Consider the following 13,086-nt stretch of genomic DNA (forward strand, 5'->3'; position numbering starts at 1 on the left):
CAATGTGGAAAAATCGATAAGCTAAAACTTTGGTCTAGGTTCAATGATTGTTGCTTTAATTGTTCCAGTAAGAACTTGATTACCTAATTGAGCGATCGCTTGCTCGACAGGGTAATAATTCATCTGTAACTTAGAGCTAGAACAACTAATAGTTTGGTACTGATTAGATTGAAGCCTAATAACTTTTTTACAATTGTCTGACGAATCTACTTTCACAGAACCAATAAGGAATATTACAGCATTTTGATTGTCATTTTGTAACTTTTTCAAAGTCTTTATAGTATCTCGGTCCAAAGTGATAGATTTATCTTCCATTCTACTAATTGAATTACCAGGTTTAAGTACTAGCTGACTAGTAGTAATCTGCTTACCAATTTTGTAAAAAGATTTTCCATCTTTAGTAAGAATAAAGTCCGCTCCTTCCTTGCTAACAATCCAATAACGTCCAGAGGCATCGGAATTATCAAAAAATTTCCCTTTGATTTCTGCATACATATGTTTAGTTTTAGCTTGCTGATTATACACAGCTATAACTTCATCTTTTGATTTTGGCGGTTGACTGACCCCTGGAGGAGCAAAACTAGCTCTAATGATAATCCCCACAATAATTACAGCCATAATGGCAGCAACTAAAAAACCGACGGAAGTCAACTTTAGTTGAAACTGTGGTTCTTTTACAATTTGTGTTTCTGGAGCTTTAGACTTAACCTGAAATGGATCTAATTCTTCAAATTTTAAGGGACTATTCGTCTCAGTCGTTAAAAAGAAAGCTGTAGAAGGAATAGCAGAATTAGGAACAGTCCAGTTCCAAAACTGTTTGTAGCTTTCTACTACCAAATTGTGAACCCGTTGAATATCACTTTGAATAATATTCCTCTTACCGATTCCTTGAAAAACAATTCCTTCTATTAGATAAATTTCTCTGCCAAACGAGTCTTTAAGTATCTGATTTTCATCTTGAGAATTGATATCTTTTTCTGTCGCCTCGATCGCTCGAAAAATAATGGTAAAGTCTCCAACTTTTGAACCTTGAACTTGACGAACAAAGACGTGTTCTGGTTGAGTTAAATCACCATCAGCGACTCTAGCCAATAAGTTAGAAATACCAGCCTGACAAATAAAATCAGGAGCGACTACAGTTCTATAGTCAAGAGACCGATTTCGACTTACAAGAAAGGGCCATACCTTTATACTCATATTCCTACTCCTTTTAAATCTGATGCAGGGAAATCGTTGATCAGTTTAGTTTGAATGTAACGAAAGCTATTAATTGAGTGACTGAGCGCAGTTTTCTCGTCCTTTACTTTCTTGAGAGACTCTGCTTTCAAATTTTGCCACTTTTCAACTTTTTGTACACTCCTTTCAGTTAGATCGACAAGCCTTTGGAGAACGTGATTTTCAAGATTGTACTTTTCAGGCAAATTTTGTTTAATTAAGTCAGTTGAAGGAGCAATAATGTTATTAGAAAAAAAATGAAATAATTGCTCAGAGAATTTGTCTAAACCTGTTTTTTGTAATCTATTAATCTGCCTTTCTAAACCGTCTGTTAATACATAAGCAAGAGGGGCTTCTACTTGAAATGGGCGCAGTTCGCAAAAATTTTTTTTCATACTACCATCTGGCTGAGGAGTAGCAAATTTCATACCTACAGAACTGACAGGTATTAGACGTACTGGGCAGTTAGCTTGGTTTATATTATGAACAACATTCCTAAATTCAAAAATTGCTTCTAGTAAACGATTTCTCACTTCTAACAACTCATATTTCTTGTCAATCAAATCCCATTTACTAATAATAAAGTGAATGGGAATTGGTCCACATTTGTTTATCAGTTGCATAAGATTTGGCAAGTGTTGATACACCCAGATTCGGACATCTCTGTTAGTGATTTCTTTATCTTGCATGAAAGCCAGAACTTTCTGCCCATCTAAAATTGCTAGAACTGCATCAGCATCGCATACTTTTGATTCAAAATCGTCATCATCTTCTTCTGCTGTATCTGTCAGTCTACCTCCTGCATAGTCAATATAGGTAAATTGACAAACTGGATAAATAGATGAACTCGGAGTCTTTACGCAACAAGTAAAAACCCAATCAGTGATTTCTCCCTTTGTTCCTTTAGGCCATTTATCACCCGTGATTATTTCTGTGTAAATATTATTTAATATATTTCGTTTGTTAGCATCTTCAACCTGAAGAAAAAATCCATGTTCTCCTTGAATTGACAGTTGTTTAAACAAACTGGCTAGAAATACAGTTTTCCCTGCGCCAGACGGACCTAGAGTCACAATGTTGTAGTTATTCATAGCACTATACAAGGATGAATACAAAGGAAAAACCAAAATTGCTGTAATATAGTGAAGCACTCGTAAATATCAACCTTTAGCTTATGCAAGAAGCAAGTCAGATTCAGGAAAGTCCCGATCTAACTTTTGTTCGATGTATAAAAAACTATCAAATGCATGATTAAGAGCAGTTTCTTCATCTTTCACTAAATTCAAAGATTTTTCTCTTTCTGCTCCAAGTACTTCTAGCTTATTTTTATGATTTTTATTGATGCTAGAAAATATACCATTATCTACTTTATCAAAGATGTGTTTTGTAAACTGAAACTCGGGAGGTAAGAAAGGAAATAAGGCATCTAACGCAAAACCTAGCGCTGTATCAACAAAAAATTGACCAGCTAAGCCTAAGAAATTAGAAAAGATATTTGTTTTCCCTATTTGTTGGGTTTCAAGTTGTTTTTTTTGCTGTGCAAGTTCAACAAGTTTAGCTTTTAGCCCATCTGGTAAAACGCAAGCAAGGGGTACCTCTACTTGAAAGGGTTGAAAAGCCGCACCAGAAATTTTTCTCATACTCCCATCTGGTTGTAAGGTGGCAAAACCTGAACCAACAGAACTCACTGGAATAAGTCTTATAGGAGATCCGGCTTTATTTCGGCTTTGAACGACTTGCTCAAATTTGGGAATACTAAAAAGGCGATCGCGTATCTGTTTGAGAGAATATTTATCTTGTAGCAGATCCCATTTACTAATCACAAAGTGGATTGGCACCGTACAACTTTGCATCCAGTTTAGAATACATAGTAATTCTTGATTGTCAAAAGAATTGATTGCCAATCTATTATCACCATTCATCCAAGCAAGGATTTTTTGACCGTCTAAAAGACCTAAGATAGTATCAGCTTGTTTAACTAAATTTTTAAACTCGGTGTCTTCTTCATTTATATCCGTCACTCGACCTCCAGCATAGTCAAAGTAGGTAAACTGACATGCGGGATAGTCGTTACGAGTCGGTGTTTTAACACGGCAAATGTAAGTCCACTCAGACACCTCACTATATTTCGTGCCTTTAGGCCAACTCTCATCCTTAGTAATTATCTTGCTATAAATTTCATTAAGCTTTTTTCGCTTTTCTCGATCCTCAACTTCAAGGTAGAAACTATGCTCTCCTTGGGTTGACAGAGCTTTAAACATACTTGCCAAAAATACCGTCTTACCTGAACCCGATGCTCCTAAAGTTATAATTTTGTAGGTCTTCATATTTGTATCCCCAAAAAATGTGTCTATAGGAATCCTATTTAATGTTTTTGTTGCGGTTTTATTTTTATATAGGCTCAATCCAGCTAACTTATGCACTTAGCTGTTTTACAGTCTTCAACATGGAAAGCTAAAAATTTTGGGGGAGCTAGGCAATATGCTCCCGTGAGAACTATTCTTGAACTCTACTAGTGACTTTTGCATTCAAGCTCCTTACTGGAGTTTAGCTGCGGTTTAAAGGTGTTCTACTTATGACTCTGGTGCTTGCAACCTCACTTATCCAAATGACCTGAATTTTGTTACAAAAATTCATAATCCGATAAATCTGCAAGCGATCGCTGAGGAATGCAATGGCGCGAAGTTTCCACCGCAAGTGATTTGCATCACAGTCGCTGTAGCATAAACTATGCCATAAAAAAGTAACTAGCATTCCTAGCACTTACCATCATGAATCCCTATACATCGATTTTGCTCCTGATAACGTCGTGTTTGTGTAGGAAACTGTAAAACCGAATTTCAACAAAGTTATCGGTTCGACATCCGTTACTACCAACAATAAAGACAATTGCTAGGGAGCACACTAACCATTTGTGCTGGCTTAGACACCAATTTTGATATCTCAGAATACACTTTTGTGCATAGACCGCTAGACTTGCTCCCAATAAGATCGATAACAGCAGTGTTATGACAGACCTGCATAAGAGCGCTGTTACAACACCTATATACTTAAGAAGCACCTCTGGTAAAGATGTGGCTTCTTAAAACCTCTTATTCCACTTCCTTGTCCGGAATCCCTCCTTAAAACCCTCAAACGCCTAATTGTAAAGTTTTGTAACTTTTACCAGCTGATTTGGATAAAAGCCGTGCTTGTCTTGCGAAAAATTTTTATAGGAGTGCTTTTTACATGAAGGAGCCCGAATTTAAACAACTTGCCCTAGAAGCCCAAAAACACCCCCTAAATTCAACAGCTAGACGAGTCGCGTTATCAAAGCTAATCGAGGGTCTTTATAAATCACGTAAACTTTGCTACCCATACAAGGGTAGATTTTCTCAAGTGTATCAACATATATACGAGGAGGCAGTGCAAGACCTATTCTTATACATTTGTAAAAATATAGACAAATACGATCCCGAACGGGCTGAATTTACAACCTGGGCAAATATGTTACTCAGCAAGCGTTTCTTTAAAGAAGCCGTTTCCAAAGTCGTTGGGAAAACCAACGAAATCAAGGTAGAAGCTTCTTTTCTAGAAAACCTAGAAGATTTGGCACCACAAAACAACGAGGAGGATTGTACATGTGATTTTTTAAAAATCAGAGGATATATCGAAAAAGATCCACAAGGAGTGTTTCGACAAACCTGTATCAAAAGCTACCCCAGGGTAAACTTTCAAGAAATAGCGATCAAAAAATGGTCGGGTCTATCTTGGAAAGACATTTCAGAAGAGTTTAACGTTCCCATTCCAACGTTAAGCAACTTTTATCAAAGGAGTTTAGATAAGTTTCGCCATGAATTCAAGGAATTGTGCGATCGCTATGTATTGTAAAATCAAAAAAAACGAGTAGTATGACAACTCTTTCAACATTTACTGGTCTGATATCTCCAGTCTCCCGGAGATTGGCAGAAAAATGGTCAAAGCAGCAAGCCACACCCCAAAAAGGTCAGCAGGTATTGCTGAATACCTTGTCTGTATCCTTTGTGAATTTTTACTTAGAATGTATGGGATTTGAAACGGAACTGGAAACTAGTGACAGTTGGAATCCGGTACAGCAAACTCTTATGGATGTCGCTGATTTGTGCATAAAAGATTTGGGTAAATTGGAATGCCGTCCCGTGTTAGAAAATTCCCAGACTGTCTGCATACCGCCAGAAGTTACATCAGACCGGATTGGCTATGTAGCCGTACAAATCAGCGAAACATTACAAGAAGCCAAGTTATTAGGCTTTGTTAAAGAGACATCAATGAATAATTTACCTATAGATCGCTTAGAACCTCTAGAAAACTTGCTAGAGTATCTAGAAGAATGTACACAACTACAAAAAGCCAAACCATCCACCCAAAAATTTGTGAATTTACAAAAATGGTTGGAAAACTCTTTTGAAGCAGTTTGGCAACCCATTGAATCCATTTTCCAGAATGAACCAGCTTTACAATTTAGAAGCCCTAAAGAAGGATTTAGCACCATTGTAGAAAGGGCTAAATTGATTGACTTTGGGATACAAGCCAACAGTACATCAGTAGGAATAGTTGTTAAGGTCAGTCAGGAGCAAGACAACAAAAATGAAATAAAAATTACTGTAGAGTTACATCCAAACAACGGTCAAGAATACTTACCCCCCTTACTTCATGTCATGGTTTTAGATGAAGAAGAAACCGCTATTATGGAAGCTAAAGCCAAAAATGATAATAAAAAAATTCAATTACAACTGAGTGCTTCTCCTGGAGATAACTTCAGCGTAAAAATAACCATGGGAGATGTCAGCGTTATAGAAAATTTTGTCATTTAAACTGAACCCTGTATCTCCTGCTGAAAGGTTGCAACCATCTATGTACTCTTAAAATATCCCCATTGTGAATTTATACTAAGTCGCGTTTATACATTGAACTCTCTCCCTTATCTTTCTTGTCCCATAAACAAGTCATATTTTTAACGCAACTTCTACACAAATCATTAACAGGCTTAAAGTAGATTGGCAGCCCATGAAAAAGTTAATCGTTTTAAAGCTAGATGGGGATTTAGAAAATGGCGTACAAGTAACGTTAGAAATTAGTCAAGAAAATGAACGACCCTTTCGAGAACTCACAGGTCATTTACCAAAAGCACCAAAATTAGCTCTGGCTGTTCATAAATGGCAGTCAACCTATCGCAATTTAGGGACCTCCAATCGTGCAGTCAAAGCAGTAAAAGTTACCTACGTTAGTTCCGCAACAAATGAAGTAGAAAAGTGCAATGATGCCGCTCAAAAACTAAAAAAATCTTTAAATAATTGGTTGCTAGCCGATCCCTTTCGACTTGTACGAGAGGCTTGGATAAAATATGTATCCCCGAATGCTGAAGCACGGATATTAATTCGTACATCTTGTTCTCAGTTGCATCAAATTCCTTGGCATTTATGGGATTTAATTGAAGATTACCCTAAAGCTGAGATGGCGTTAAGTACATCAGAATATCAACAAACGGCAAGAGTCAAAGCACCAACTTATAGAGACAAGGTAAAAATTTTAGCAATATTGGGAAACAGTACTGGTATTGATACTCAAAAAGATAAACTCTTTTTAAAAGAATTATTAGATACCGATACGACTTTTTTGATAGAACCACAACGCCAAGACATTAACGAACAGTTGTGGAACCAAAACTGGGATATCCTATTTTTTGCCGGTCACAGTCAAACCGAGAACGACAGCGGTCGAATCTATATCAATCAAACAGATAGTTTAACAATAGAAGAACTCAAGTATGCATTAAGAAATGCTGTCACTCACGGTCTGCAACTGGCAATTTTCAATTCTTGCGATGGCTTGGGATTAGCCTATGAGTTAGAAGCACTCCACATTCCCCAAACCATTGTTATGCGGGAACCAGTACCAGATAAAGTCGCACAGACCTTTTTAAAATATTTTCTCACAGCTTTTGCTTTTGATGGTAAACCTTTATACCAAGCAGAGAAAGAAGCAAGATTAAAACTACACGGTCTTGAAGATAAATATCCCTGTGCGTCTTGGCTACCAGTCATTTTCCAAAATCCTACGACAGCACAGCCAACTTGGGACAATCTAGGGCGTCGCTTCACAAACATCTGTCCCTATCGCGGTTTGTTCGCCTTCCGGGAAAAAGATGCCCAATTCTTCTTTGGGCGGGAAAGTTTTACTGACATCTTAGCAGACGCGGTACAAAATCAATCCTTTGTTGCTGTCATCGGTCCTAGCGGTAGTGGAAAATCGAGTGTCGTTTTTGCTGGTTTGGTAAAACGCTTGCGAGATGAAGGGAACTGGCATATTATTGACTTTCGACCAAGTTCAAGACCCTTGTTTTCTTTAGCCTCTGCAATTGTTTCTCAGACAGAACCCAATAGAGCTCGCATTCATCGTCTGAACTCCATTCAAAACCTTGTCACTCACTTACAGTTATTTGAAGATGCTTTGCGGAATGTGGTGGAAGATATCATTCGAGAAAATCCTCACAAGCGCTTGTTGCTCGTTGCTGACCAGTTTGAAGAACTTTACACTCTTTGCAGAGACCCACAAGAGCGCAAAACTTTTTTAGATAGATTGTTAGAAGCGATCGCTCGCTGCCACAATTTTACTCTTGTTATCACCCTAAGAGCTGATTTTCTCGGACAAGCCCTATCTTACCGTCCCTTAAGCGATGCCTTGCAGTATGCCGACTTAAAACTAGGTCCAATGACGGACAGCGAACTGCAAGATGCAGTAGAAAAACCTGCAGCGTTACTGGGAGTGACAATCGAGGAAGGACTTGTAGAACGCATTCTTTCCACAGTCAATGCAGAACCGGGGAATTTACCCTTACTAGAGTTTGCCCTCACCCAACTTTGGGCAAAACAACTTGATGCAAAACTAACACACACTGCGTACAACGAAATTGGGGGAGTAGAAGCAGCATTGGCTTGTTATGCAGAAGAAGCATACAACCAGCTCAACTTTGAAGAAAAGGAAAGGACGCAACGAATTTTCGTACAACTCGTGCATCCAGGGGAAGGAACCGCAGATACCCGCCGGATTGCCACAAGGGTTGAAGTGGGCGAAGAAAATTGGGATTTAGTCACCCGTTTGGCATCATTTCGTTTAGTCGTTACGGGACGCGATGAGAAAACTGGCTCGGAAACTGTAGAAATTGTCCATGAAGTCCTCATCCGGAATTGGAACCGACTGAATTTGTGGATGCAACTGGACAGGGACTTTCGCTGCTGGCAAGAACAGTTGCGAGTTACAATGCGAACTTGGGAGAGTAGCAATTTTGACGAAGGGGCACTGTTGAGAGGAAAACCTCTTTCTGACGCTGAAGATTGGTATACCCAACGCTTTACGGAATTGGGCAATCAAGAGAGAAGTTTTATTAGACACAGTCTGGAACTGCGGAAGCGAGAGAAGAACAAACACAAGCGCAGACGGCGACTGATGACCTTAGGACTCACCATGGGTTTGGTGGCAGCCTTAGGTTTAGCGGTGGAATCTTGGTGGCACGAGCAGAATGCTATCAAGAACGAAATCAAAGCTATCAATGCAACTTCAGAAGCGCTGTTGACATCCAATCAAGAATTCGATGCGCTGATAGCAAGTTTGAGGGCATCAAAAAAACTCAATAGCTTTCTAGATCCCATAGCATTTTATTCTGGGGAAAAAGCCGATCTTCAGAAAGAAGTGAGCGCTTTATTACTTGAAGCTATATATAAAGTCAAAGAGCGCAATCGATTGTCAGGGCATGAAGATGAGGTCATAGATGTAAGTTTCAGCCCGGATGGTCAAATCATTGCCACTGCCAGTAAGGATAAAACTGTCAAACTGTGGAATTTAGATGGAAGTCAAAGACAAACCCTTCAAGGGCATAAAGCACTTATTCACGATATCAGTTTTAGCCCAGATGGTCAAACAATTGCCACAGCAAGTTGGGATGGGACTGTCAAACTGTGGAAGCCTTCGGGTCAACTCATTATGACTCTTGTAGAGGATAAAGACGCAATTTACAGTGTTAGTTTCAGCCCAGATGGTAAAATTATTGCAACTGCGGATTTTATCGGGAATATTAAACTTTGGACTTCTGAAGGAAAACAGATCGCAACCTTTAAGGCGCATCAGGGAGCAGTCTATTGTGTGACGTTTAGCCCGGATGGCAAAACAATTGCTACCGCCAGCGCCGATCGCACTGCCAAAGTCTGGAGCCTTGATGGAAAAAAACTTCAAACCCTAAAGGGACATAAAGATTGGGTTTGGAGCGTTAATTTTAGCCCCGATGGTCAGATGATTGCGACTGCAAGTAGCGATGGTACGGTCAAACTTTGGAATCTTAACGGTCAGGAAATTAAAACCTTGGACGACCATAAAGATTCAGTCATTAGTGTCAGTTTTAGCCCTGATGGTAAAACGATTGCTACGGCTAGTGCTGACAAAACCGTCATTCTCTGGAACCAAAACGGCGAGAAACTCCAAACCCTAACCGGACACAACAATTGGATCTGGCGCGTCAATTTCAGCCCTGATGGTCAGATGCTTGCCACTGCCAGTAAGGACAAAACCGTCAAATTTTGGCAGATCCTTGGTAAAGAACTCATAGTTCTTCCAGCCCATAACGTAGCAATTTATAGTGTGAGTTTTAGCCGTGATGGCAAGACAATTGCTACCGCCAGTTGGGACGGGACTGTCAAGCTTTGGGCTCGTTCCGGTCAATTACTCACTGTCCTTAAAGGGAATGGTAGTCCGGTTACTGCGATCGCCCTTTGGGCGGCTCCCTCTAGGAGCATCGCCCTCCATCCAACCGCACAGACAATGGTGACCACAACTTCTGATGGCACTGTCACTCTTTGGAGTCGTAAAGGAGAGAAAATTACCACTTTCAAGGGACATGAAGATTGGATTTGGAGTGTAAATTTTAGCCCCAACGGTCAGACTTTTGCCACTACAAGTAAAGATAAAACCGTCAAACTCTGGAGTTTTGATGGCAAATTATTGCGTACTATAAAGGCACATGACGATACAGTCAACAGTGTCAGTTTCAGTCCCGACGGCAAAACTCTTGCCACTGCCAGTTGGGACACAACTGCCAAACTGTGGACAACAAAAGGTCAATTAATCAGAATTTTCACAGGACATCTTGATGGAGTCCATAGTATCAGTTTCAGTCCCGACGGCAAAATAATTGCAACCGCCAGCGAAGATAAAACCGTCAAACTGTGGACAACAGAAGGTAAACTCCTCAAAACCCTCACCGGGCATAACGCTGGAGTGTTCCGAGTTCAATTTAGCCCCGATGGCAAAACAATTGCAACCGCCAGTTTAGACCATACCGTAAAACTCTGGAATCTTGACGGCAAAGAATTAAAAACATACATTGGGCATGATGATTCCGTGTGGAGCCTCAATTTCAGCCCCGACGGTCATACCCTAGCCTCTGGTGACAACGCCGGAAGATTGATTTTGTGGAATTTAGGCTTAGAGTCAGACGGGCTACTCGCCCACGCTTGCGATTGGGCGCGAGATTATTTAGAGAATAACCCCAATCTCAGTAAGAGCGATCGACATCTTTGTACAACGAGAATAGTTAGCTGAACTTAAGATGCTCCCAAAGCGCGAATTTTACGTCCCTAGTTCAGGACACACTCAAAAATAATTACCTAGACTCGGCAGTTTTATTCTACATACATAAGTTTGAGCTAGGAGAATAAAAACTTGAACTGGTGTTACAGCAAAACTTTGTGGATTGTGGCTGTAGCAAACACAACCGTCATATTGTAGCGCGAGCGCGTACCTCTGCTCTCGTTCAGCTAATTATTCTCTAGTTCAACTAATTATTCTCCAGTTCAGCTAATCATTTTCTTTGTACAATCTTTGTAGTGGAATTAGTCAGAAAATGAATAGGCGCTGCGAGTCTAAAACTTTATTTCTTTTATACATCTGCAAAGCTCAAAATCCCAGTTAAGGATGTATCCCCTCTGTTGCACCGCATTCAAAACCAACTTCGAGATAAACTCTCCACCAATAACGTTATTGGTGAAGAGATAATTACTGTTGTACAAGAGGTTCTCACAACTCTCGGCAACATCAAACTCGACTCCTTTATTAGCAATCGCCTCCCTTTGCTCAATCTCCCCCCGGAAATTTTAGATGTCTTACGCTCTGGTCAGTTGGAAACCAGTAAAGCGAAGGTCATAGCACGGGTATTGGATGAAGACCACAGAAAAGAGTTGATTGAGATTGCGATCGCAAACCATCTCTCATTGAGTCAAATTAAAGAAGAAATTAAGATTCTCCAGCAATCTGCCAAAACCGAGACTTCAGAGAAAACAGAAACGTCATCTCTTAAATACTATAATTTGGTGAGATGTTCAAAGCTCTTTTTGATAAATGCAAGTACCACTGTCTCCACGTCCACCCTTAATCCCAGCCTAGATGCCGTCAAACGTAGTGGGCAATGTAATATATTTGACCGCATATGCGTTATCGTAACAATGCGAGATTTAGGCTATACTTTACAGGCTCATTGGTTGTTAGAGATAAAATATATTGATGTAATGGCTAAGGCAAAGAGAAACCATTGGTTTGCAATTCAACTACTCTCACGAGCCGCCCTGGTTCGGCTAACGGTTTTAGCGATCGTTCTAGGCACTCTCATAAGTTGGGCTTACTTTACAATGATTCAAATGCCAGGAGAAAGTTTCAGTGGTGAGTTACCACCGCTGACGCAAAAAGAAACCATACTACGCGATGCCCTCAAGCAGGATGTATCCAAGCTAGCTGGTGATATTGGACAACGTAACTACTTGTACTACTTTGGTTTGATGGCTGCGGCTGATTTCCTGAATGCCTCCTTGACAGATGCTGGGTTAATGGTAGTACGGCATCCCTACACCATCGACAACCAAACCTACTACAACTTAGAAGTGGAAATTCCAGGAACTTCACTTGCAGATGAGGTTGTCATCGTTGGCGGTCATTATGATTCAGTGTTTGGTAGCCCTGGAGCAAATGACAATGGCACAGGCGCTGCTAGCACTCTGGAACTGGCACGTCTGTTTGCTGATAAAAAACCTGCTCGCACGCTGCGTTTTGTTGAGTTTGTCAATGAAGAACCGCCCTTCTTCCAAACAGAAAATATGGGCAGTTTGGTATATGCCAAAGCTTGCAAGCAGCGCAATGAAAAAGTTGTTGCCATGCTTAGTTTAGAAACAATGGGTTACTACTCCGATAAAATCGGTAGTCAAAAATATCCCATTTCTCTTGGTGCTATTTACCCGTTACAAGGAAACTTTATCAGTTTTGTGGGCAACATTGCTTCTGGGTCTTTGGTTAAAAATGTCATCGCCTCTTTCCGCCACCATACTCAATTTCCATCCCAAGGTACTGCTCTGCCCAATCAGATTCCTGGCGTTGGTTGGTCAGACCAATGGTCATTTTGGCAGATGGGATATCCAGCAGTGATGGTTACAGACACCGCACCCTTTCGTTATCCTTATTACCACACCCAAGAAGATACCCCCGACAAAGTTGACTACGATCGCTTGGCGCGGGTTGTTACTGGTTTGGAGCGTGCGATCGCAGACCTATCAGGACTTTCTTGGGTAAAGTAGCTTACGCTTATTCAGAAATAGAGTCCATTAGCCCCGTCTACCGCACGGGAATCCACGAGTTGGATAAGTTAATCGTGGGGTTTTGTCCAGTTGAAATTTAGTAATAGAAAAATTCTCAAGAATTTTTATAATATAAAAAATGTGCAAAAATTTGCATTTTACTTGTAACTAGACCCAAAATTTGTCTGGGTCTGGAAGCATAACTGAGTCTTTAAATGTCTAAAACCCTTATCATTACGTTGCT

Annotated in this window: 8 protein-coding genes; 4 read left to right on the forward strand and 4 right to left on the reverse strand. The window is 40.2% G+C overall.

Annotated elements, in window-relative coordinates; all coding sequences use genetic code 11:
* Positions 1 to 21 precede the first annotated feature (21 nt).
* The 4 genes from F7734_RS17745 to F7734_RS17760 form a co-directional block, all read right to left on the reverse strand.
* Positions 22 to 1,197, reverse strand: a complete 1,176-nt coding sequence (locus F7734_RS17745) for a hypothetical protein (RefSeq protein WP_155745926.1) — start codon at positions 1,195 to 1,197, stop codon at positions 22 to 24.
* A complete protein-coding gene (locus F7734_RS17750; RefSeq protein WP_155745927.1) occupies positions 1,194 to 2,306 on the reverse strand; it encodes a hypothetical protein in 1,113 nt (370 codons plus the stop codon). The genes F7734_RS17745 and F7734_RS17750 overlap by 4 nt, the downstream gene beginning before the upstream one ends.
* Positions 2,307 to 2,387: 81 nt before the next feature.
* Positions 2,388 to 3,638 (reverse strand): GTPase domain-containing protein, encoded by a 1,251-nt coding sequence (locus F7734_RS17755; RefSeq protein ID WP_155745928.1) that lies wholly within the window; start codon positions 3,636 to 3,638, stop codon positions 2,388 to 2,390.
* A gap of 124 nt (positions 3,639 to 3,762) precedes the next feature.
* On the reverse strand, positions 3,763 to 3,969 hold the full coding sequence (locus F7734_RS17760; RefSeq protein WP_155745929.1) for a hypothetical protein: 207 nt from the start codon (positions 3,967 to 3,969) through the stop codon (positions 3,763 to 3,765).
* Positions 3,970 to 4,443: 474 nt separating this feature from the next.
* On the opposite strand from F7734_RS17760, the gene F7734_RS17765 reads away from it, so the two are divergent.
* From F7734_RS17765 to F7734_RS63570, 4 genes are all read left to right on the forward strand, one after another.
* Positions 4,444 to 5,085, forward strand: coding sequence for a sigma factor (locus F7734_RS17765; RefSeq protein WP_155745930.1), 642 nt, complete (start codon positions 4,444 to 4,446; stop codon positions 5,083 to 5,085).
* Positions 5,086 to 5,105: 20 nt separating this feature from the next.
* Complete coding sequence (locus F7734_RS17770; RefSeq protein ID WP_155745931.1) at positions 5,106 to 6,047, forward strand: DUF1822 family protein; 942 nt, start codon at positions 5,106 to 5,108, stop codon at positions 6,045 to 6,047.
* Between the two features lie 193 nt (positions 6,048 to 6,240).
* Positions 6,241 to 10,824, forward strand: coding sequence for a CHAT domain-containing protein (locus F7734_RS17775; RefSeq protein ID WP_155745932.1), 4,584 nt, complete (start codon positions 6,241 to 6,243; stop codon positions 10,822 to 10,824).
* A 386-nt stretch (positions 10,825 to 11,210) separates the two neighbouring features.
* A complete protein-coding gene (locus F7734_RS63570; protein WP_243146939.1) occupies positions 11,211 to 12,842 on the forward strand; it encodes a M28 family peptidase in 1,632 nt (543 codons plus the stop codon).
* Positions 12,843 to 13,086: the final 244 nt, after the last annotated feature.

This window comes from Scytonema sp. UIC 10036 (genome assembly GCF_009725235.1).

What these genes read in the sequence shown, in the direction of transcription:
- F7734_RS17745 (WP_155745926.1), bottom strand. Translation starts at nt 1,197, where the DNA reads ATGAGTATAAAGGTATGGCCCTTTCTTGTAAGTCGAAATCGGTCTCTT.
- F7734_RS17750 (WP_155745927.1), bottom strand. Translation starts at nt 2,306, where the DNA reads ATGAATAACTACAACATTGTGACTCTAGGTCCGTCTGGCGCAGGGAAA.
- F7734_RS17760 (WP_155745929.1), bottom strand. Translation starts at nt 3,969, where the DNA reads ATGCTAGTTACTTTTTTATGGCATAGTTTATGCTACAGCGACTGTGAT.
- F7734_RS17765 (WP_155745930.1), top strand. Translation starts at nt 4,444, where the DNA reads ATGAAGGAGCCCGAATTTAAACAACTTGCCCTAGAAGCCCAAAAACAC.
- F7734_RS17770 (WP_155745931.1), top strand. Translation starts at nt 5,106, where the DNA reads ATGACAACTCTTTCAACATTTACTGGTCTGATATCTCCAGTCTCCCGG.
- F7734_RS17775 (WP_155745932.1), top strand. Translation starts at nt 6,241, where the DNA reads ATGAAAAAGTTAATCGTTTTAAAGCTAGATGGGGATTTAGAAAATGGC.